Raw genomic sequence first — 22,958 nt, 5'->3', positions numbered from 1 at the left:
AAACCTATAAATAATCAGTTCAATAATTTTTATATTTTTAGAATTCTCAATGTAATAATATATAGTGTAAGCTTTTATTTCATCCTAATATAGCTACATATAACTTCTCCCTATCATTTGTTATTACTTCTTATAACTTATAAATAATAAAATGTCACATACCTTTTTTTCATTTATTGTTTACTTATCATAAATTTGTAATCATTTATAAGAATAATAATGAAATTTTTAAAATTTATCATATTTAACAACTTATAATAAACTGTATAAAAATACATATATTTTGTATTTTTAAAAAATAGTAATTATGACATTGTAAAATTAATAATTCTTAGTGCATTTAAATAAAAAAATAAATAACTAGAATATATACATTACAATTAACAAATTGTAATGTATATTTTATTTTACTACAGTACATCACAAGATTTTTAAATTTAATAAAATTTGTAACAAAAGATTATGAAATAAGTTTTTTGTTATAACATTACCTTCTTTGATTTATTGATTAAACACCAAATACTAGGTATTATAATATTAATGTTTATATTATAGAGTTAATTAAAGATAAAAACTTTATTGTTAATATAGAATATAATTAATTTCATATGAAAAATGAACAATTACTCATCTGGATTATATTTCTATAGATACGCTTCTTATTTTAACATTATTATTCTTTATTTTCCGGTTAAAGCCATTTGCCTTTTTATAACTACCTATATATTTATAAAAGATCAAAACTTTTTAGTTTTATCTTACTCATCCTAAATCCAGCAATACTTCAACATAATCAGATTGATCTTAATAGTTAAAAATATTATCACTACAACAAAATAATAAAGAACTCCCGAATACCTTCTAAATCTATTTTGATTAATTCTAATTAACTAACTTTTGTCTACTTAAATTTTAGCTAAGTATCAAAAAAATCTTATACATATAAATAAAAGTGATAACATAACAATTTTTTAGTCTACGCCCAATGACCAAAAGTAAAATGAATACAAAAAACGGTTAATTATTATAAATAATTTTCTAAATCAATAAGTTAAAATTGTACAATCATACTTACCAAATATGTGGTTTATAACAGTCCTGTAAAAATTCGGTTGTTATCGTAAGGTGAAAATAGATCTATGAAGAAGCACAATTCTATCAAATCTCCTATCATTCAAATGTGACTCTACACTAAAATTAATAACATTTAACTACCAAAAGAATGAAAATTGCAATTTTAGGCTTTTACAACGTCATTTTTATCCTAACTATGATTAGTATAGGATTTTATAGGTATTTATTAATCAGCAAATATATTTCAGTAAATATGATAAAAATCACAATTTATTAATAACAATATCGTTTTTCAACTATTTATATGGGTTAAATTAAGATAATGTTTCTAAAATTTGCGTTGCAATTAGCTATTAAGTAATAACAATAATCCAATACTAAAAACCCATCATAAGGAAAATGGATATGCATCTCTTTCCTCATTTATTTAAGCCCTTAGACTTAGGTTATACGCAATTAAAAAACAGAGTTATTATGGGCTCTATGCATACTGGACTAGAAGAGCATCCTCAAGCTAGTGTTAGGTTAGCCAAATTCTATGCTGAAAGGGCAAAAAATAATATTGGATTAATCATCACTGGCGGCATCGCCCCTAATCACCCTGGCAGCCTAACCAAAGATGGAGCAACCTTAATTAGCAAGAAACAAATTTTCCATCATCAAAAGATTACTAATGCAGTGCATCAAGCAGGGGGGAAAATCGCCTTACAAATCCTTCACGCTGGCCGTTATAGCTATCATCCTGATCTAGTTGCACCTAGTGCACTACAAGCGAGTATTAATCCCTTTTTGCCTAAACCACTCGGTCATACTGCAATTTTACAAACAATTGAAGACTACGCTAATTGTGCTGAACTTGCTTTGCTCGCGGGCTATGATGGTATAGAAATTATGGGTTCAGAGGGTTATTTAATTAACCAATTTATTACTCAATATACAAATCATCGTGATGATTTATGGGGCGGTAGTTATCAAAATCGGATCCGATTTCCGATTGAAGTCATCAAAACTGTTCGACAACGAGTAGGAGATAATTTTATTATTATTTACCGACTATCTATGCTTGATTTAATTGAAAAAGGATCCATCTGGTGTGAAATTGAGCACTTAGCACAAGCAATCGAAATTGCAGGTGCATCGATGATCAGTACCGGTATTGGCTGGCATGAATCGAGGATCCCGACTATTGCAATGATGGTACCAAGGGCAGGCTTTACTTGGGTCACTAAAAAATTGATGGGAAAAATATCAATCCCTTTAATTTGTACTAATCGCATCAATTCACCCGAAGTCGCTGAGCAGATTTTATCTGATGGCTGTGCTGATTTAGTTTCTATGGCACGACCATTTCTTGCTGATTCTGAGTTTATGACTAAAGCGGCGGAAAATCGTGCGGATGAAATTAATACCTGTATAGCTTGCAATCAAGCCTGTTTAGATCAGATATTTGTTGGTAAACAAGCATCATGTTTAGTTAACCCACGCGCTTGCCATGAATTAGACTTTCCTTTTCGACCCGTATTAAAACCAAAAAACATTGCGGTTATCGGCGCCGGTCCAGCTGGATTATCATTTGCTATCACAGCGGCAGAGCGTGGTCACCATATTACTTTATTTGAACAAGAATGTCAGATCGGCGGCCAACTCAATCTTGCTAAACAAATCCCTGGGAAAATAGAATTTCAAGAAACTATTCGTTACTTTCAACGTCAACTGATACTAAAAAATGTTACTGTTCATTTAACTAAAAAAGCCTCAGCTGAACAATTGGTAAACTTTGATGAAATCATCATTGCTACAGGCGTCCTACCCAAAAAAATCCACATTGAAGGTATCGAGCACGCTAGTGTCGTAAATTATTACGATGTATTAAAACATCATATTTCCATTGGTTCTCAAGTAGCAATTATTGGCGCTGGCGGGATTGGTTTTGATATAGCACAACATCTTTGTCAAGAAATAGATAATAGTAGCCAAGACATTGATGCTTTTACACATCAATGGAACATTGATACAACGATATCTCAACCAGGTGGTATTAATCTTAAAGGTGAACAGCACCTAAGTTCTCCTCGTAAAATTTATCTGCTGCAATGAAAATTAGCGCGTGTTGGTGAACAACTTGGCAAAACAACCGGCTGGATCCATCGCTTAAACTTACTACGCCATGGCGTTATTATGATGAATGGTGTTAGCTACCATAAAATTGATGATCAGGGGCTGCACATTTATCATAATAAGCAAAAAAGTGTTTGCCTGTTGATAACATCATCATCTGTGCTGGCCAAGAATCCCTTCGCACTTTAGCCGACGCATTATATAAATTAGGCAAGAGACCCCATATTATTGGTGGTGCTGATATTGCCGTAGAGCTTGATGCACGGCGCGCGATTGATCAAGGAATGCGCCTTGCATATACAATATAAAGAAAAACACCAATAATCGTTGATATAGCCATCAGAAAGGCAGCAATTGAATAGGCCGACTATAGGTTTTCTGGCCTCTTTTATGGTTAACAATCGAAGAAATAACCAATATTCATACTTAAATAAGCGTAACCACTCCCAAGAAACTAATAAACTGTCGTTAAAAAAATTATCATTCTGCATGCCATTAACCCCAAGCTTCGCAAAAGTAATACAGCATTTAAATTAAATAGTCTTTACTTTATTAAACTTCATGTACGATATAAGACAATCAGCCAACATGCTTTTTCTATAGTCATGACAATTGTTTTATGGCTATAAAAATATTGTATTTACTCTAGTCTGGATAAAAAGATACCATCGTATATAAAAACAGATTGATTAGATAAACAACTAACTGTTTTATTAATGAATTAACCCGTAGAACTAATTTAACTAATAGAAAAAATAGCCATATCCCTTTTTACCATTATTAATCAATATAAAGGGATACAGTATTATAATATTTAAAGATATTATTTAATGATTAAATATATTTTTTATATTTATTAACAATAAGATTAATGAGCATCGTTAATGTTAAAATACCGGCAACAATACTCAGTGAAACAGCGGTCGGAATATGAAATATATCCATTAATAACATTTTTATGCCAATAAAAATTAAGATAATAGATAGCCCATATTTTAGCATAGAGAATTTTTCAGCAATACCCGATAAAACAAAATACATCGCCCGCAAACCTAAAATCGCAAATAGATTTGAAGTTAATACAATAAATGGATCTGTTGTTACTGCAAAAATAGCCGGTATGCTATCCACCGCGAAAATAATGTCACTAATCTCAACTAAAATTAATACCATAATCAACGGAGTCGCTAATAAAATGCCTTGTTGACGAATAAAAAAACACTTCCCATGTAAGGTATTTGTCATGCGTAAATGAGAACCTAGCCATTTTACTAAGGGTTTTTTATCAATTGATTGATCATTTTCTTTAACGAAGAACATTTTAATACCAGTGAAGAGTAGAAAAATGCCAAAAAGATACAAAATCCAATGAAATTGTGAGACTAGCCAACTGCCTGTAAAGATCATAATAGTACGCAATACTATCGCACCCAACACGCCATAGATAAGTACTCGGCGCTGTAAATTCACCGGTATTGAAAAATAATTAAATAACATTAACCAAACAAATACATTATCAACAGCCAATGCTTTTTCCAGTAAATAACCGGTTAAAAAAGCCATTGTTTGACGGTTAGCAATCGTTAGGCTAGTTGTCTGTTTAAAATAAAACCATAGACCTAAGGCAAACAATAATGCCAAACTAATCCAAATTAAACTCCATGTAATAGCCTGTCTTACTGTTATTTCTCTTCCCTTATGCTTACTCTGTAAAGAAATATCAATAAGTAACATAACCGCAATAACAATAGTAAAAATTACCCATAATACGGGAGTACCAACAGAATGCATATTAGCTCCTAGAAACGAAAAACGGCCGAACCCCACAGAAGGCTCAGCCGTTATAATCCATTTTAGTCTTCATAGGTTTCTATTCCACTAATTTAAATTATAAGTAAACCTTGCCTACTGGCAAGGTCTCACTTACAACACAAAAGCGACGTTGATATTCACCTGTGATGCCCGGCTACCGGGTGCATAACACCGTAATGACGACAAACCGGCTAAAGAAGTTACTCCCCTTTGCTAGCTAATAAAATAAAAGATTTGCTAGCGAAACACAAGATATTGGTAAATGTATTTCATGAATTGTAAAAAAATAAAATATTAAATAGAAAGTCAATTTCACCGAAAATTTACTATTTAGTTATTTATGATTTTGTTAGAGTATCTGATTAGTCTAATATATTATGCTTATATCTGAATTTAATATTTAAGCTCATATTACAACCTTTTTAACTAGAATCACATTATCTCTAATAAGGGATAATAGGTAATAACTGCCAATTAGGTTTAAAGATAACGGTATTTAGGAAACACTTGATGGAATTAGTTAAAGAACTTTTTTTTGCACTCTGGCATCAAGATTACAATATGCTAATGAATCCTTCATTGGTATGGGCTATCTACATTATATTGTTTGCAATATTATTTTTGGAAAATGGAATATTACCTGCCGCTTTTTTACCTGGTGACAGTTTGCTTATCCTAGTCGGTGTCCTAATAGCCAAAGACACTATCAATTATCCATTAACAATCTTTATCTTAACTGCAGGTGCCAGTTTGGGTTGCTGGATAGGATATCTGCAAGGTAAATGGCTAGAAAACAATAAAATTGTGCAAAGCTGGCTCTCTCATCTACCTGAACATTATCACCAGCGAGCTTATGGCCTTTTCCATCGCCATGGTTTGGCAGCACTGCTTATTGGCCGTTTTCTTGCTTTTATCAGGACAGTTCTCCCTACCATCGCCGGCCTATCCGGTTTACCTAATGGACGCTTCCAGTTTTTTAATTGGCTTAGTGGGTTACTTTGGGTATTGATTTTAACCACTATTGGTTATGTATTCGGTAAAAGTCCACTCTTTCAATACTATGAACGCCAAATTATGAGCATCTTGATGCTGATCCCGGTTGTCTTGCTTTTTATTGGTCTAATAGGCAGTATAGCCGTAGTATTAAAGAAAAAATTTAATCGCCGTAATCCCTAAATCCAACTTAATTTATGCTGTTGCCTACTTCCCTAGTAACAGCATTCCTTTCAGTCAAACTGTTTATCAAATTGTCATACCAATATAGTTATTTTTATATTTCAATATAACAAATTTTAAATTACCTTTAATGAGATATAGATTGATTTTATTGGATCTTTTACTATTCTCAAAGAACAAGAGTGATAAAAATTAACGATCTTTATTGAAAAGAGGTTAACGTTATGAAAAATACCGAAAACCTACGTACAGAATTAAAATCATTAGCTGATTCTTTGGAAGAAGTTTTGAACAATACAGAAAATAAGTCCAAAGCAGAAATTGATAAAATTCGCCGTAAAGCAGAAAAAGCGTTAAACGATTCTCGCCAAAAACTGAGTGATGTCAGTGGTAAAATTATTGATCAAACTAAGGAAGTTGCTGGCCGGGCAGATGATTATGTACATGAAAAACCATGGACCGGTGTTGGCGTAGGTGCCGCTGTCGGGCTGGTATTAGGCATTTTACTGGCTAGACGTTAATATGCGAGAAAATCAACATCCAGATGGGCCGGCTAAAGGCTTGCTAACTACCTTACAACGGATAGGTTCTATTCTTATTAATATGGTTGAGACACGACTGCAACTTGTTGCAGTCGAACTCGAGCAAGAAAAGCAAACCTTTGTTCAACTGATTTTATTAGCCGGTACCACATTACTATTAATCGCATTTGGCCTGATGAGTTTGCTGGTATTAGTTTTTCTCATGGTTGATCCCGCCTATCGTATACAAGTGGTTGCTATTACAACGGCTGTTTTACTTATCCTAGCATTATTAGGTACTTGCTGGACATTAAAAATAGCCCATCGCACGTCTCTATTAGCGGCTACACGTGAACAATTAAAGCAGGATATCAAACAGTTAAAACAGGATGAACATGAAACTGAGTAAAGCGAAACAATTGGTATTAAAAAAGCAGCAATTGTTAACCAATATTCAGCAGCAGCGTAATGCGCTGTCAGCAACCTCTGAACATTGGTTAGCAATTACTGCACCCTATGATCGTACTTGGCAAAAGATACTCGCTTTCAAACCACTGGTCATTGCAAGTTTTTCATTAATTGCACTCTATAATATTCGTCATCCTAAAAAACTTTATCGCCTCAGTCGACGCGCTATTGGTGTCTGGGGGATAGCTAAAACTTTACAAACATTTATAGCAAAAAAAGCCTAATCTAGTCGTAAATTTGTAAAATACTCCCTTTCGCCAAAAATTACCTGCATTAATTCATTCAATTTTTTTGCATAAGAGATTGAATTTTCCTAGCTAGTATTTTTAATAATCTAGGCTTTACTATAAATAAAACAGCAATTAACTGTTCTTGCTTGGCGGCCAAACGCCCACTATAGATTAAAACCCTTTACTTTAAATATTATGCTTTAAGAAGGATCAATATGAAAAACATAGAAAATATCACAATTTTAGTGGCGCGTATTTTAATGCCACTGTTATTTATTTTTGCCGGCTACGGTAAGCTTGGTAGTGGTTATATTGAAACCCAGCAATATATGCAAGCTATGGGTGTCCCCGCATTTTTACTCCCATTGACGATTTTATTAGAGTTTGGCGGTGGCATAGCGATCCTATTTGGGTTTTTAACTCGAACCACAGCTATTTTTACCGTTGCTTTTAGTTTGTTAACCGCTTTTATTTTTCACTTCAACTTTGCCGAAGGCGATAACCAATTGATGTTTTTAAAAGATCTCTCTATAGCTGGCGGCTATATGCTATTAGCCATTCTCGGACCAGGCAAATTCAGTATTGATCACTGGTTAAATAAAAAATGGTAATACTTAAAGTTTGGGCGATAATTTCACCATCGTCCATAAGTAAAATTTAACCCAATATTTTTAGCAAAAATGATCGATATAGTGTTCACTATTAAATAATTGAGGAATTTGACGCAAGCACCAAAATTTGGCTTCACCAATTTTGCCACGATGCCAAGCCATAATAATATTCGTCTCATGGCTATGTTCTGATCCCACGACACGTAATCGCCCCTCTTTAATATCTTTTTCAACCAACGTATAAGGCATAGTTGCTACACCTAACCCAGCTAATAAAGCGCGACGTTTTTCATCGATCGAACTGACTGTTAATCTCTGCTGTTTATCTAATAACTGTACCGTTAAGACTGGCCGTTCTTTGGCGGTATCGGCAATGGCAATCCCACGATATTTAATCCGTGTCATATCGGAAAGTGGCTCTGGTTCTTGATGAATAGGATGCTCAGGACTGGCAACATAAACATTATTAATAGTACAAAGTCGACGACTATTAATTTCAGGTGAGGAGCGAAAATGCAAATCAGGGGCAATCACAATATCAGCTTTACCGGTTTCTAAACATTCCCATGCACCGGCTAATACTTCAGTTAATAAAGAGAGTTGTGTTTCCGATTTTTGTGCCAATTTATCGACTAAAGGAAAAAGTGTTGAGACGGGAATTAAGACTTCACAAACAATAGTAAGATAGGGTTCCCAACCACGCGCTAATGCTTCAGCATCAACCACAAGTTTATCTGCTGCTTCTAGTAATAATCGCCCTCGTTCCAATAACATTCGACCAACATCCGTAAAACGAGTTCGATGGCCAGAACGATCAAAGAGTACCACATCAAGCTCTTCTTCTAATTTTTGCATCGTATAACTTAATGCAGAAGGGACTTTACCCAATTCATCAGCTGCTGCTGCAAAACTTCCGCGTCGGTCAATGGCATTCATTACGCGTAACGCATCTAATGTTAGTGCACGCTCTTTACTCATAAAGGATCTCAATCAAGAAATTTGAATGTTTAACTCAGATTAACTAGCTAACAATTTTTCGTCTAGTTAATTATTATTTTTCATCATAAATTATCTGAAAGGTAAAATTACTATGATAATTCCTAGAATAGAAAAAGAGTGTGGTCATGCTGATTTTGGTTGGTTACAAGCACAGTATACCTTCTCTTTTGGTCACTATTTTGATCCTAATTTTACCCATTACGGTGCTTTGCGAGTATTAAATCGAGAAACTATCGCGCCAAAGGCGGCCTGCCGGGCCAAAACCTATCCCAATATCGATATCATTAATTTGGTTTTACAGGGTGAGGCTGAATTCCACGATAGTGAAGGAAATCGCATTTATCAATCTGAAAATGAGTGCTTACTTATATCTCCGTTACATAATATAAGTTATAGCGAACACAATATTAATCACGAAAAACCGTTAATACAATTACAGTTATGGATTAATGCCTGCGTTGAATATTTCTGCCACCCACCCCAAAAACGTAAACTGGTTAATAATAATGCATTGACATTACTTGCTTCACCAAATGGTTCGGAGAAGAGCTTAAAAATTCGACAACAAACTTGGATTAGCCATATTTATTTAAAAATGGAACAAAATATAACGCTTAACCTGAAAGAGAAAAATAGTTATCTATATTCAATTACAGGAATAATCAAATTAGAAAACAATATTCACAAAATAGCTTATATTGACTATAGTGATGGTGCATTTTTGATGCAGGAACAAAAGGTAAAATTAACTGCCCAAACAGATTTTCGTGGCATATTGATTTATTTAAATTAAACATAAAATTGATAACTTTCAATAAAGTATTTAATAAAAAGATCGACAGCAAATAAAAGTGATAGAATAAATAGAGTTTTTAATAGATATAATTTATTTGGATGTCAGTGATAACCTTTTCATCAAGTTTTTAACTAGGATATCATCTTCAATCACAAACAACTTTTCTATTTTATTAATTGAAAGGTATAACTCGTGGCTGTTTTTACAAATCAACGTATCCATCAAATTTTTACTAATATTCAGACCGAAATTGTATCGCAAGAAGAACTTGCTAAACGTTTTGGTGTTTCAACGCGCACCATACGTTCAGACATCAACGAATTAAATGAATATTTGCAGGATTATGATGCGTGCATCGTTTATGAGCGCGGCAACGGATACCATTTAAAAATTAATAACGAAGCCCTTTTTGCTACCATCAAAACGGAAAAAATAGCGGATGATGAAAATATTCCGCGTACAGCGAAAGATCGAGTTGATGCATTATTATTAAAGCTTTTAATGTTGCCATTACCCGTTAAACTTGATGATATTGCAGAAAAATGGTTTATCAGTCGCGGTACCATACAGCAGGATATGAGTATTGTCAGAGAATATTTGCATAAACATGACATTCAGTTGGAAGGTATTCCACATCAAGGGATACGATTAAGTGGTAATGAATGGGCCATTCGTACTTGTATTACCGAAATATTATGGCGGCGTTTCTCCCAGGAAATAAATAAAGACATCGCTAAATTTAGTATGACCTATCTTGATAATATTGATTTAACCTATATTGATAAAGTATTGCAAAATAGCCTTAGCCGCTTTGATATTCGACTAACTAACGAAGGCCACCAATATCTTATCTTTAATTGTGCTACCACTATCTTGCGTATTACTCGTGGCCGTGAATTAACCACTTTTATTAATAATGAAATGGATCCTGTTATTCAAAACGCGGTCAAAGAGATTTCTAACGGACTGATTTACTTTCTCGGTGGTGATCTATCAAAAGCAGAACAAGCTTACTTATGCACACAGCTAGCTGCTCAACGTATTATTGGTAATGAACCGCCCACGCAAAAAACAGGTTTACATACCAAATTACTTGATCATATTTTGCAATATATAAACGATTCATATAATTACGATTTACGCAATGATGAGAAACTAAAACGTGACTTGACCACCCATCTCGCCACCTTATTGACTCGTTTACAATTTAATATTAATACCCCGAATCCGTTACTTAACGATATCAAACAATATTATCCTTTTGCTTATGATGTCACCCTCGATGCCCTACGCAGTGCTAGTACCCTGCTTCCTTACCCAATTAGTGAAGACGAGCTTGGTTATCTAGCAGTCCATATTGGAGTAAGTTTGGAATGTAATTATGGTACCAGCCAACATCGTCCAACTCAGGTTTTAGTCGTTACTGATTCAGGCAACTCAACAGTACGGGTTATAGAAACCAAAATTATGCGTGAATTTCCTCAACTGAAATTTAATCGTGCACTATCATTACAAGAATATGAAGCCTTAAAAAACATCGATGAAGATTTTGTCATTACCACCATTCGATTAGCGGAAAAAAATAAACCAGTGGTGAAAATCGCTCCCTTTCCGACTCCTTATCAACTGGAGCAGGTTGGGCGGTTAGCGATGATCAACCAAACCAAACCTTATATTATTGAACGATTCTTTGATGAACGTTATTTCATCATACTTAATGAAAAAATTAGCCAAGAAGCGCTATTTAAAAAAATCTGTAAAAAACTTCAAGCCGATGGTTATGTCACTAGCGATTTTTATCCATCGCTGATCGAACGAGAATCCATTGTGTCAACCTTACTAGGCGAAGGTATTGCCTTACCTCACTCATTAGGTTTATTGGCAAATAAAACGGTGGTTGTTACGATAATTTCACCACAAGGGATCGAGTGGAATGCAGAAACCAAGGAAGTGGCTAATGTCATTTTTCTGCTAGCCATTAGTAAAGCTGATTATGAAGAAGCAATCGCTATTTATGAGTTATTTGTTACTTTCGTCAAAGAAAAAGCAACCAAGAGACTAATTAATAGTAGAAATTTCAATGATTTTCAGGTTATTGCTAAGGATAGTCTAAGTCGTATTAATTAATAATTTCCACTAAATAGTGGAAAAGTGGAAATAATAAGCTAAAAGTGCCATTTTTAGTGATCATTATCATAAGACAGGCAATTTTTTTATCTTTTTGCTCACCACATACTTTGAGCTACTTTAAATTGGCAAGCCAAACTTCCAGAAACCTATTATGATTTAGTAGGCTATTTCCACTTAATAAGCTTACTAAAGAAACAAATAATTAACCAACTTTAAATTAGCTAATCAACTGAAATATAACAAAAATAATAATATCCCAATGTATTGAATAACAACAGAAATAATAAAAAATCAGTCCCTGATTTAGTTACATTTCCAATTTGATTAAAATTAAATCGTTATTTTTGTCTTTATTTTTCCAGATATTTGCCAGTTGAAAGTGGAAATGTTTCCTCTCCAAAACCATACTGGAAAGGACTAAAGTTATTAACAATAGCAAAAGACCAGTTTTATTTTAATTTCCAAATGGGATAGCGAAAATTTATGAGTGAATCCTCAATTGTTTTTAATGTCGCAAAAGACAACCTGGATGTAGAGACTGTCACCAATAAATTAATTTCTATTATTGATGGCTGGCTAAAAACTGAAGGGGCCCATACAACTGATGTTCAACAGCAGATGCTACGTTCTCACGTTAAAGCAATGGTAGAGAGAGCAAAAACAGGTGAGTCTCTGCCTGAAGTGGATGTCTCACTGTTTGAAGAAATATCCCCTGAATCCATTGCCTTGGCCGAGAAAGTTGTTCACACCTTGCCTGGCTTGGCTCAGGAAGAGGCTTATCTGCTCTCAGTTCATTTTGAAGTAGCGCGTTCTAACTCTTAAAGATAATAGGAGAATTAAATATGAAACAGATCCATGTCGTTATTGGTGATCGTTTAGGCAAAGGACAAAAAGTGGCTGCCGGTGTTGAAGCTGCCGGTGGTAAAGCAACTGTTATTCCTGGCGTTGCTGCTGATATGAAGTTAGGCGACGTAATGAAAGAACATAATGCAGATTTAGGGATCTCATTTTGTGGTAGTGGCGGTGCAGGTGCCATCACTGCTCAAACTAAGTATGGCTATAAAGCACGTTATGGTATGCGTTCGATTGAAGAAGGCGAAACGGCGATTGCAGATGGCTGTAATGTCCTTGGGTTTGGTTTTATGGATAAAGAAGAGTTGGGCGAACGTTTAGTCAAAGCATTTAATAAGAAACATGGCAATGCATGATGAAACAGAAAATGGAAACATCTGTACGTGTTAATGGTCACGGGAATTCCCGACAAAAAGCACTTGCTGATGCACTAAGTTCAATTCAACGTACCGTACTAAAAAACACTGATAACATTCTGCTACGTATCGAACCGAAAGACATCACCGTTATCAGCGCTAAAGTAAAAACGACAACAGAAAGGTTTCTTTTTTTATTCTTACCCCGCAAGCGTGAATATTTCTCTGTTGTTTTAGATGTTTCACTAGATATCACCTTGCTAAATGTTAAAGAAATCACATTTACCGATGAATAATCGGTATCTTGATTTGGAGAAAATGTCATGGGCGAGACAACGTCTTTTTTAGAAATACTCGGCATGTCCCTAATTATTGGTGGCTTATGTGGTTTTGGCCTCGGTGCAGGTGCTGCGCGTATGTTTCACGCACCCACTGTTCAAGGTATGGGAGCTTTCCGTACATTAGGTGAATTAAATTCCTGTGAAGGCGATCCTGCTTCTCACTTTTCATTCGGCTTAGGTTTTTTCTTCAATGCTTGGGCATCATCCGTTGCTGCTGGTGCTTTTACGCAAGACGTTGATCACCGAATTATACCCAACTGGGGTACTGCCGTCTTAATGATAAAAAACCGCAATGTCGCGGAAACAATGCATAATCCGAAGAAAATGGCCATTGCCTGTAGCATTATCGGTGCCATAGTGGTTGCTTTCTTAAATACAACGGCTTCTGCCGTGCCTGCTGCGCTACAAACTACAGCAATTAATGTCTTAGTTCCTGCGGCAAATTTATTAGTCGAAATTGTCATGCCGGTCATCTTCTGGTTAGCCGCCATGGATGCTGGTCGTCGTTCAGGTTTTTGGGCAACCCTGCTTGGTGGTTGTGCACAACTTATTATGGGCAATGCTATTCCAGGCCTTGTGCTTGGGATCTTGATTGGTAAAGGCGTCGACGATAGTGGCTGGACAAAAATCACCCGCACTATGATGGTGGCAGTAATCTTATTGTTCGTACTCAGCGCCTTCTTCCGCGGATTTGATGTCAAAATACTCGAATCTTTCCATCTTGGTGCACCTAACTGGCTGCAACATATCCACCAAATCATGAGTGGAGAATAATTATGACAACGGAAATCAATAAAAAAGACTTTTGGTACGCAGAGTGGTCATTTCCTCTGTTTGTTGGACTACTGTCTGCCGGCATCTTTGCTGGAACTCATATGTATGTCGTTTATGGCTTCGGTGCTTTCAATGAAGTTGCCTTCGTGGCTATGCTACGTTCCGGTCTTGATACCGGTGTTTTTGGTGCAGTGGCGGCATTTGGTGCTAGTTTCCTCTTTGCCCGTATCATTGAAGGCTCGCTGGTAGGGATCTTGGATATAGGTGGTGCTTTACAAACGGGACTTGGTTTAGGCGTACCAGCGTTATTACTGGCTAGTGGTATGGACTTTTTAGTCACCAATTTCTGGGCATCGCTGATGACCGGCCTAGTATTAGGTATCGTTATTGGTTGTATCATTATCTTCGCTCGCAAATTTACCGTGGGACAAACTAATTCCACCTTCGGGGCTGATGTCATGATGGGTGCAGGTAACACCTCTGGTCGGTTTTTAGGCCCATTGATCATTTTAGCCGCGATGGCAGCCTCGATTCCAATTGGTATTGGTTCGCTTATTGGTTCATTACTTTTTTATATTTGGAAAAAACCGATTGCCGGCGGAGCCATACTCGGTGCGATGATTCTGGGTTATTTTTTCCCTATCGCCGCCTAAATTTGCAAGAAAATAAAGAAGGCTATTATGAACGATCTCATTATCAAACAAGGGAAACTTATCAACGACCAGATCGTTGATATCTTAGTACGTGATAGCAAAATTGTTGCCATTGGCTCTGATGCTGCCAAAGGACAACAAGCAACTAAAACGATTGATTTAAAAGGCGAACTTTATATTAGTGCCGGCTGGATCGATGCCCATACCCATTGTTACCCAGAATCACCGATTTACTTCGATGAACCCGACTTAGCCGGCGCATCCTGCGGGGTTACCACACTAGTAGATGCTGGTAGTGTTGGCGCAGATGATATTGATCACTTTTTTGCTATTACACGTAAAGTCAAAACCAATGTCTATTCACTGCTTAATATCGCTAAAACAGGTATTATTGCCCAAAATGAATTAGCCGATATGCAGCAAATTGACGAAGCTAGTTTACAAAAAGCTATCGATGATCATCCAGACTTTGTCGTCGGGATAAAAGCACGCATGAGTAAGAGCGTGGTTGGTGAAAATGGTATAACTCCGCTTGTCAAAGCAAAAGCAATGCAGAAAAAAAGTGGGTTACCATTAATGGTACATATTGGTAATAATCCACCCAATCTTGATGATATCGCAGATTTGTTAACCAAAGGTGATATCATTACCCACTGTTTTAATGGTAAACCTAATCGTATTCTGGATGATAATGGCAATTTAAAGCCATCAATTCAACGTGCACTTGCTCGTGGAGTGATCTTGGATGTGGGTCACGGTGGTGAAAGTTTCAGCTTTAAAGTTGCGGAACAAGCTATGCGTATTGGTACTTATCCTGATATCATCAGTTCCGATATTTACCACAAAAATCGTATCAATGGTCCAGTTTATAGTTTGGCTTTCGTGATGACTAAATTTCTTTGTATGGGATTCTCCATACAACAAATCATTGATTGTGTCACGAAAAAAGCCGCTGACCTGCTCCATTTGCAAGGTAAAGGCTATCTAGACATCGGTATGGACGCAGACTTCACTATCTTTGATCTCAAAGAAGAGCGCACTCAACTTTCTGATGCAGAAGGTGAGGTACGCTATGGTAGCCATAAGTTTGTGCCTGTTGTTGCCATTGTTGGCGGTAAAGAAATCATTTCCACAGAAAGTGAGTCTGAATATGCAATCGATTTATGAACAATATCAACTCAAAAATGTGATTAATGCCTCCGGTCGCATGACAATGCTAGGCGTTTCTACGCCCAAAGCGGAAGTTACAGAGCGCGTCGGCTATGGACTTAATCATTACTTTGAAATCAAAGATCTGGTAAATAAAACCGGGCAATATATTGCCAAACTACTTGAGGTGGAAAATGCGGTGGTTGTGTCTTGTGCCTCAGCAGGAATTGCGCAATCCATCGCGGCCGTGATAGTAAAAGATAATGCTGATTTACTTTATAATCTTCACACTTCTCATCAACCTGTTGCCCGTGAAATTGTTATACCGAAAGGGCATAACGTTAATTATGGTGCACCAGTTGATACCATGGTCGCGCTTGGTGGGGGTGAAGTTGTCGAAGCCGGTTATGCTAATGAGTGTAGTGCAGCCCAAGTTGCTGCTAAAATTACCGATCAAACCGCAGCCATTCTTTATGTTAAATCGCACCACTGCGTACAAAAAAGTATGTTAACGGTAAAAGAAGCGGCGCAAGTTGCTAAAAAACATAAAATCCCGTTAATAGTCGATGCAGCCGCAGAAGAAGATCTAATGGCTTATTATCAAGACGGGGCTGATTTGGTGATCTACAGTGGTGCTAAAGCAATTGAAGGTCCAACTAGCGGGCTAGTCATTGGTAAACACCAATATGTTGAGTGGGTTAAACAACAAAGTAGCGGCATAGGTCGCGCAATGAAAGTCGGTAAAGAAGGTATTTTAGGACTAACATTAGCGATTGAACTCTACCTAACTGCCAAAAAAGAAACCGGCAAACAAATGGTTGAGCGGATGTCTGACTTTATTAATGATCTCAACAAAATTAAAGGGGTTAAAGCCCAAATTGTTTGGGATGCAGCTGGCCGTGATATTGCTCGAGCAGAAATAAGCTTCGATCAAAAAGCCATTGGTAAAACCACTTTCGCCATGATGGCAGAATTAAAACAAGGCGATACCGCTATCTATTTTCGCGAATATAAAGCCAACGAAGGGAAAGTTGAGGCTGATATCCGTAGTGTTACTAACGAACAAATGAAAACAATTGTCTCACGCATACGCCAAGTTGTTACTGGAGTCAAATAATGGGAAAACAATTAACCCCTAATTTCTATCATGATCGTGTTTGTCTGAATGTTCTAGCAGGCTCTCACCAAAATGCTAAAGATATTTATCAAGCTGCTGAAACTTATGTCGTGGTTGGCGTGCTGTCGAAAAACTATGCTGACTTAAATAGTGCTATCGAAGATATGGCTAAATATGCTGATGAAATTGATAATGCGCTTTCTGTCGGTTTAGGTGCAGGCGATCCCAATCAATCTAATATGGTTTCACAAATTGCTAAAGTCATTCAACCTCAACATGTAAACCAAGTATTCACTGGTGCAGCAACCAGTCGTGCACTATTGGGCCAAGAACAGACTATCGTTAATGCGCTTATTTCACCCACTGGTGAAGTTGGTAAAGTGAAAATTTCTACTGGACCGCTAAGCTCAAATTATCCAGATGCGATTGTTCCTGTTGAAACAGCAATTGCAATGTTAAAAGATATGGGCGCAAGCTCAGTGAAATTTTTTAATATGGCAGGATTAAAATATCGCGAAGAGTATCAAGTTGTTGCCGAGGCTTGTGCTAATTGTGATTTTTATCTTGAGCCAACCGGCGGTATCGACTTAGACAATTACACGGAAATTCTTAAAATTGCATTAACTGCTGGTGTAAAGAAAATTATTCCGCATATTTACAGCTCTATTATCGATAAAACAACCGGTAATACCCGCCCTGAGGACGTCAAAAAATTACTTGAAATGACAAAGCAGTGCTTATAGACGCTATTGATAATAAATAATCGGTTTATCAATTCTATTGCACTTTAAATAGTTAAAAAGTAAAACCCCATTGTAAGTTTACTCACAATGGGGTTTTTTAATGGTTTAGAGTCAGCCGATAAGCCGGGTTCTGTCGTGGACAACCATTCATCTAGGTCAGCACTTGCGCACTGACTCAAGCAGCCTACCCGGGTTCGATGCGGGCCGCATCTAATGAACCCCTATTTGGCCTTGCTCCGGGTGGAGTTTACCGTGCCACAAGCTGTTGCCAGCTGCGCGGTGCGCTCTTACCGCACCCTTTCACCCTTACCTGTGCTTTTAATAGCCATCGGCGGTTTACTCTCTGTTGCACTAGTCGTAGGCTTTCGCCTCCCAGACGTTATCTGGCACCCTGCCCTATGGAGCCCGGACTTTCCTCCCCTAAATTATCAATTACCACTGGTAACCAACAACAAAGCAGCGGTCGTCTAGCTAACTCCAACGCCAAATTATAGAGATTTAACATTAAGTTGTATAGTTATTTATAATAGCTGGCCAATTGCTAACCTACTTGATTGCACTATCAGAGTTAACTTGTTGTTCAAGGGCATGCTTATATAATGCATTCTTCTTTAAACCATAAATTTCTGCGGTAATGGCCGCCGCTTTTTTTAACGGTAATGATTGTTGTAATAATGCTAATGTTTTCTTCACCTCAGAGGAAATGGCTGCACTAGCCTCCTTTGGTGCTCTATACCCCTCAACCACCAATACCATTTCGCCACGATAACGATTTTCATCAACATTTACCCATTCAAGTAATTCTCTAACCGGCAAACCATGAATAGATTCCCAGGTTTTTGTCAGTTCTCGTGCCAAGATGACATAACGTTCAGCGCCCCAAATAGCGACCATATCTGCTAATGTGTCTAACAAACGATGAGGTGATTCATAAAAAATAAGGGTTCTAGACTCATCCATTAACCCCTGCAATACCTCTTGCCGATTCTTACGTTTTGCCGGCAAAAAACCTTCATAACAAAAGCGATCTGAAGCGATACCGGCAGCAGATAGCGCCGTAATTGCGGCACATGGCCCAGGCAAAGGAACTACCCGAATACCTGCTTGACGACAATTTTTTACCAAATGATAACCTGGATCATTAATTAATGGTGTTCCTGCATCAGAAACTAACGCTATACTTAGTCCCTGTTTTAATTGCGGAATTAATTGATCTGTTTTCTGCTGTTCATTATGATCATGTAAGGACATCATGCGGGTATTAATAGAAAAGTGCTGCAATAATAAACCCGTACGCCGGGTATCTTCCGCGGCAATAAGATCCACCTGCTTAAGGATCTGCAATGCACGCAGAGTGATATCGTCCAAATTACCAATAGGAGTTGGTACAATATATAGCGTTGATACCATCTCTACCTCTTTAGCTTGATTAGGTTCATTCATTGTTTCTTCCGAATAACCGATTAAAATTGAGCAATGATAATTACACCACTGGACAAAGTATGCGTTCTTCAATTTTTGTTAAAAAAAGTTTGATCTGTATAGCAATGCTATCCTCACTTATCTTAGTGGGATGTCATTCCTCAGTAGATCAAAGTAAACCGACCGCTGATGCAACCATACAGACAAGCTCTGAAATCAGCCATTATCAATCAATTATTGATGCTGCTAATGGTACACCATCAGCTAAAGCTTTACGCGCCTATATTGCGCAAGAACCACTCTTAAAAGATCAGGTTAGTCACCAAAAGAATATTGATGATTTTTGGCAAATGTTAATCAATATGCCTGCTGAACAAATTCAAAAACTCGATGTGAGGGCGGATGAAAATGTCTTACAGGGATGGGTTGATCTGCTTGATCTCTACCATAATAACTACCAAGATCCTGCGGCATTAAATAATGCATTTAACGATTGGAAAATACGCTATCCAGCTAACCCAGGTGTTAAAACTTCCCCAACAGCACTAATACAAATCATTCATCACTCTTCAATCAATAGCAACCCTAAAATTGGTCTATTCTTGCCTTTAAGTAATAATGGCAAAATATTTGCTGAAGCCATTTTACAAGGTTTTCTTGACGCCCAAAAAGGATTACCTATTAATCAGACCACAACAACCAACTCATCTGAGCAAAACAACCAGAATAGTGATACTGTCCAAAGTATTATTGATTCAATTACTAACAGTAGCAATAATATAGCGCAAGAAAACAATCTACAAACTCCATCGCTTGTTATTGACAATGCGCCAATTAATAATCAACAGGTTAAAGTATACGATACCAATACTCAATCGATTGAGACACTACTTCGCCAAGCCGAGCAGGATGGCATTACTTTGGTTGTCGGGCCATTATTAAAACCGGATGTTCTTAAAGCTATCCAAATAGATACTCCATTAAATTTATTGACATTAAATGAATTAGATCCTGATAAAATGCCACTTAAAAATAATGTCTGTTACTTTTCTCTATCGCCTGAAGATGAAGCCATCAATGCGGCTCGCCATATTGCAAAACAAGGTAAACAAGCACCATTGCTCTTGATCCCTGCTTCACCTTTTGGGGAACGTATTGCAAATGTATTTGCTCAAGAATGGTTAAAATTGAAACAAACCTCGGTACGTAAACAAACTTTTGGTGATATTAATAGCCTAAAAGCCCGAACGGCTCAGAGTACTGGAATACGTATGATAGGCACACCAATCATGCTTGCCGAACAGCCAGCATCAAATACCAACGATATGGCAGAGGCTATTGATGCCGTGTATATTGTGGCCACAAGTGATGAATTATCATTGATTAAACCGATGATAGATATGGCAACCGATAGTCGCACACGGCCAACACTTTATGCCAGTTCTCGTAGTCATCAAACGGGTTTAAGTACCGATTATTATCTGGAAATGGAAAATCTGCAATTCAGCGAAATCCCTTTACTTGCTGCTGCTAATTCCGCTTTACTAACACAAGCTAATCAACGGCTTTCGGCTGATTACTCCTTGATTCGTCTTTACGCCATGGGGATTGATGCTTGGCTTTTAGCCAATCATTTCAACCAACTACACCAAAATAATATTGAATTAAATGGTGCCACAGGCAAATTAAGCGTTAATAGTGACAATTGCGTTATTTTTCGTTCCCTACCTTGGTTAAAATTTCAACAAGGGAAAGTTCAATTGCTTTAATAAATTGTCAGTTAAAAGTAAAATTTATCAGCCAATAGACAAAAATAGAGTAAAATAGTGATTAAAGTGTCATCTTAACGGCATCTTCACCTGACAGATAAGGATATCCACTATGCTAAAATCGCCAAATTTATCTTGGATACAAGGACGCCATTTCGAATACAAAGCCAAACAATTCTTACAACAGCAAGGGCTGCAATTTATTAGCCGCAATGTGAGTTTCTCAGTTGGAGAAATCGATTTAGTTATGAAAGATCGAAACATCTGGGTATTTGTTGAAGTACGCTTTCGCCGCCATGATAAGTTCGGTAATGCATTAATGTCAGTAACTCTAAGCAAACGAAAAAAATTACTTGCGGCCGCAAAATTATGGCTGCTTAAACATAATGAAAACATAGAAACCGCTTTATGTCGTTTTGATATTTGTGCTACGACAGGGAATCAGTTTGAATGGTTACCAAATGCCTTTAGTGACTATGATACCATCCACTAATTATATGTAAGTAGGTCTTAACGTGTTGGAGAAAATCAAAGCCTGTTTTACCGAAAGTATTCAAACACAAATTGCCGCAGCTGAAGCATTACCCGATGCTATTTCTCGTGCAGCGATTATGATCGTTCACGCCTTACTAAATGGTAATAAAATTTTATGTTGCGGCAGTGGCGGCTCGGCAGTTATTGCACAACGCTTTGCAACCAGTATGATCAATCAATTTGAAGCTGAACGTCCAAGCCTTCCCGCTTTATGTCTTAACACAGATAATGCGATTATAACCTCGATTGCGAATGGCCAAAAACCGGAAGAAGTGTATGCTAAACAAGTGCGTGCATTAGGCCAATCTGGTGACGTACTCCTGGCAATTGCTACCAAGGGTGATAGCCGCGTTGTGATAAAAGCGGTTGAAGCTTCACTAGCTCGTGATATGACTATAGTGGCCTTAACCGGGCATGATGGCGGAGAATTAGCCGGTTTATTAGGCACTCAGGACGTAGAAATTCGCATACCTTCGCAAAGAAGCATTAGAATTCAAGAAGTTCACCTATTAACAGTTAACTGTTTATGTGATCTAATCGATAATACACTTTTTCCGCATCAAGATGACTAAGGAATAATAATGAGACTTTTTCCTCTAATTACCATAATATGCAGTAGCCTTTTGTTACAAGGATGCCTTGGTGCTGCTGTAATAGGTTCAGCGGCGGTCGCCACAAAAAGTGCGACGGATCCGCGAAGTGTAGGTCGCCAGGTCGACGATGGAACATTAGAAGCCCGCGTTAGCGCTGCTATTAACAAAGATCATGCAATTATCCGTGATGCACGTATTATTACTACGGCTTATGAAGGTAAGATACTACTTACCGGCCAAGCGCCTGATCTGGCGTTAGCTGAAAGAGCGAAACAGATAGCAACCAAAGTAGAAGGTGTTGAAGCAGTTTATAACGAAATCCGCCAGGCAACACCCGTTGATCTTGGTACGGCTTCTAAAGATACCTGGATAACAACCAAAATAAAATCGCAAATTCTAACCAGTGATTCGGTTAAATCATCTACCGTCAAAGTTATTACAGAAAATGGAGAGGTGTTTTTACTTGGTATTCTCACCCAACAAGAAGGCGCTGCCGCAGCAAAAATTGCTAGTGAGACAGATGGCGTTAAACGTGTGACTACGGCATTTACCTATCTTAATTAATATTTTCTCACTCAATATAAAAAGTAATTACCTTGCTAACTGTGTTACCTGGCAGCTATGATGTCGGGTAACAACCCTTAGCATACTTACTAGCCGCATTTTGTCTTTTATTAAAGGCAGCTCAATATTTGGTTATCATAACTAATTTCACAATAA

22 protein-coding genes, 1 other RNA gene and 1 pseudogene are annotated in these 22,958 nt (G+C 37.1%); 20 read left to right on the top strand and 4 right to left on the bottom strand.

The genetic code is table 11. From position 1 onward, the window contains the following. The first annotated feature begins 1,479 nt into the window (after positions 1 to 1,479). A pseudogene (locus tag G468_RS19330) lies at positions 1,480 to 3,500 on the top strand (oxidoreductase). A 526-nt stretch (positions 3,501 to 4,026) separates the two neighbouring features. Here G468_RS19330 and G468_RS0100440 read toward each other — a convergent pair. Continuing rightward, on the bottom strand, positions 4,027 to 4,983 hold the full coding sequence (locus tag G468_RS0100440) for a TerC family protein (protein WP_026821403.1): 957 nt from the start codon (positions 4,981 to 4,983) through the stop codon (positions 4,027 to 4,029). A gap of 531 nt (positions 4,984 to 5,514) precedes the next feature. Here G468_RS0100440 and G468_RS0100435 point away from each other — a divergent pair. The 5 genes from G468_RS0100435 to G468_RS0100415 all read left to right on the top strand — a co-directional run bounded on the left by G468_RS0100435 (position 5,515) and on the right by G468_RS0100415 (position 8,010). Continuing rightward, complete coding sequence (locus tag G468_RS0100435) at positions 5,515 to 6,180, top strand: DedA family protein (RefSeq protein WP_026821402.1); 666 nt, start codon at positions 5,515 to 5,517, stop codon at positions 6,178 to 6,180. Positions 6,181 to 6,404: 224 nt separating this feature from the next. Then, positions 6,405 to 6,701, top strand: a complete 297-nt coding sequence (locus G468_RS0100430) for an ElaB/YgaM/YqjD family protein (protein WP_026821401.1) — start codon at positions 6,405 to 6,407, stop codon at positions 6,699 to 6,701. A 1-nt stretch (position 6,702) separates the two neighbouring features. After that, entirely contained in the window at positions 6,703 to 7,110 is a 408-nt protein-coding gene (locus G468_RS0100425; RefSeq protein WP_026821400.1) for a phage holin family protein, read from the top strand. Further along, positions 7,097 to 7,393: a YqjK-like family protein gene (locus G468_RS0100420; protein WP_034249114.1), complete on the top strand. Its 297-nt coding sequence runs from the start codon at positions 7,097 to 7,099 to the stop codon at positions 7,391 to 7,393. The genes G468_RS0100425 and G468_RS0100420 overlap by 14 nt, the downstream gene beginning before the upstream one ends. 221 nt (positions 7,394 to 7,614) lie before the next feature. Continuing rightward, positions 7,615 to 8,010 carry a DoxX family protein gene (locus tag G468_RS0100415; RefSeq protein WP_026821398.1) on the top strand — a complete coding sequence of 132 codons (396 nt, stop codon included), beginning with the start codon at positions 7,615 to 7,617 and terminating at the stop codon, positions 8,008 to 8,010. A gap of 60 nt (positions 8,011 to 8,070) precedes the next feature. Here G468_RS0100415 and G468_RS0100410 read toward each other — a convergent pair whose 3' ends face one another. Next, complete coding sequence (locus G468_RS0100410; RefSeq protein WP_026821397.1) at positions 8,071 to 8,988, bottom strand: LysR family transcriptional regulator; 918 nt, start codon at positions 8,986 to 8,988, stop codon at positions 8,071 to 8,073. 112 nt (positions 8,989 to 9,100) lie between these two features. Between G468_RS0100410 and G468_RS0100405 the strand changes: the two genes are divergently transcribed. The 10 genes from G468_RS0100405 to dagF all read left to right on the top strand — a co-directional run bounded on the left by G468_RS0100405 (position 9,101) and on the right by dagF (position 17,920). Continuing rightward, complete coding sequence (locus G468_RS0100405) at positions 9,101 to 9,802, top strand: pirin family protein (protein WP_026821396.1); 702 nt, start codon at positions 9,101 to 9,103, stop codon at positions 9,800 to 9,802. Positions 9,803 to 9,997: 195 nt separating this feature from the next. Then, positions 9,998 to 11,932, top strand: coding sequence for a BglG family transcription antiterminator (locus G468_RS0100400; protein ID WP_026821395.1), 1,935 nt, complete (start codon positions 9,998 to 10,000; stop codon positions 11,930 to 11,932). A 486-nt stretch (positions 11,933 to 12,418) separates the two neighbouring features. Continuing rightward, positions 12,419 to 12,757, top strand: coding sequence for a PRD domain-containing protein (locus G468_RS0100395; protein WP_026821394.1), 339 nt, complete (start codon positions 12,419 to 12,421; stop codon positions 12,755 to 12,757). A gap of 20 nt (positions 12,758 to 12,777) precedes the next feature. Continuing rightward, complete coding sequence (locus G468_RS0100390) at positions 12,778 to 13,143, top strand: SFCGS family glycine-rich protein (protein ID WP_026821393.1); 366 nt, start codon at positions 12,778 to 12,780, stop codon at positions 13,141 to 13,143. Next, complete coding sequence (locus G468_RS0100385) at positions 13,143 to 13,439, top strand: DUF4312 family protein (protein WP_026821392.1); 297 nt, start codon at positions 13,143 to 13,145, stop codon at positions 13,437 to 13,439. Before G468_RS0100390 ends, G468_RS0100385 begins: the two co-directional genes overlap by 1 nt. Positions 13,440 to 13,466: 27 nt before the next feature. Continuing rightward, positions 13,467 to 14,258 carry a DUF4311 domain-containing protein gene (locus G468_RS0100380; protein ID WP_026821391.1) on the top strand — a complete coding sequence of 264 codons (792 nt, stop codon included), beginning with the start codon at positions 13,467 to 13,469 and terminating at the stop codon, positions 14,256 to 14,258. Positions 14,259 to 14,260: 2 nt separating this feature from the next. Further along, positions 14,261 to 14,911, top strand: a complete 651-nt coding sequence (locus G468_RS0100375; protein WP_026821390.1) for a DUF4310 family protein — start codon at positions 14,261 to 14,263, stop codon at positions 14,909 to 14,911. 27 nt (positions 14,912 to 14,938) lie between these two features. Next, positions 14,939 to 16,078, top strand: coding sequence for an amidohydrolase/deacetylase family metallohydrolase (locus tag G468_RS0100370; protein ID WP_026821389.1), 1,140 nt, complete (start codon positions 14,939 to 14,941; stop codon positions 16,076 to 16,078). Further along, the gene (locus G468_RS0100365; RefSeq protein WP_026821388.1) at positions 16,062 to 17,177 is read left to right on the top strand and encodes a DgaE family pyridoxal phosphate-dependent ammonia lyase; all 1,116 of its coding nucleotides are present in this window, start codon (positions 16,062 to 16,064) and stop codon (positions 17,175 to 17,177) included. The genes G468_RS0100370 and G468_RS0100365 overlap by 17 nt, the downstream gene beginning before the upstream one ends. Continuing rightward, complete coding sequence (gene dagF / locus G468_RS0100360; protein ID WP_034249111.1) at positions 17,177 to 17,920, top strand: 2-dehydro-3-deoxy-phosphogluconate aldolase; 744 nt, start codon at positions 17,177 to 17,179, stop codon at positions 17,918 to 17,920. The genes G468_RS0100365 and dagF overlap by 1 nt, the downstream gene beginning before the upstream one ends. A 103-nt stretch (positions 17,921 to 18,023) precedes the next feature. Here dagF and rnpB read toward each other — a convergent pair. Both rnpB and rsmI read right to left on the bottom strand, forming a co-directional pair. Beyond that, positions 18,024 to 18,399: RNase P RNA component class A (gene rnpB, locus G468_RS22215), an RNA gene on the bottom strand. Positions 18,400 to 18,466: 67 nt separating this feature from the next. Further along, positions 18,467 to 19,363, bottom strand: a complete 897-nt coding sequence (gene rsmI / locus G468_RS0100350; protein WP_026821386.1) for a 16S rRNA (cytidine(1402)-2'-O)-methyltransferase — start codon at positions 19,361 to 19,363, stop codon at positions 18,467 to 18,469. A 59-nt stretch (positions 19,364 to 19,422) separates the two neighbouring features. On the opposite strand from rsmI, the gene G468_RS0100345 reads away from it, so the two are divergent. The 4 genes from G468_RS0100345 to dolP all read left to right on the top strand — a co-directional run bounded on the left by G468_RS0100345 (position 19,423) and on the right by dolP (position 22,802). After that, positions 19,423 to 21,111: a penicillin-binding protein activator gene (locus G468_RS0100345; RefSeq protein WP_026821385.1), complete on the top strand. Its 1,689-nt coding sequence runs from the start codon at positions 19,423 to 19,425 to the stop codon at positions 21,109 to 21,111. Between the two features lie 112 nt (positions 21,112 to 21,223). After that, positions 21,224 to 21,604 (top strand): YraN family protein, encoded by a 381-nt coding sequence (locus tag G468_RS0100340; protein WP_026821384.1) that lies wholly within the window; start codon positions 21,224 to 21,226, stop codon positions 21,602 to 21,604. 22 nt (positions 21,605 to 21,626) lie between these two features. Then, positions 21,627 to 22,217: a DnaA initiator-associating protein DiaA gene (gene diaA / locus G468_RS0100335; RefSeq protein ID WP_026821383.1), complete on the top strand. Its 591-nt coding sequence runs from the start codon at positions 21,627 to 21,629 to the stop codon at positions 22,215 to 22,217. Between the two features lie 9 nt (positions 22,218 to 22,226). Then, a complete protein-coding gene (dolP, locus tag G468_RS0100330; protein ID WP_026821382.1) occupies positions 22,227 to 22,802 on the top strand; it encodes a division/outer membrane stress-associated lipid-binding lipoprotein in 576 nt (191 codons plus the stop codon). The last annotated feature ends 156 nt before the right edge of the window (positions 22,803 to 22,958 follow it).

The organism is Arsenophonus nasoniae DSM 15247, assembly GCF_000429565.1.
Taxonomy (GTDB): domain Bacteria; phylum Pseudomonadota; class Gammaproteobacteria; order Enterobacterales; family Enterobacteriaceae; genus Arsenophonus; species Arsenophonus nasoniae.
This window is presented reverse-complemented; position numbering and strand designations above follow the sequence as displayed.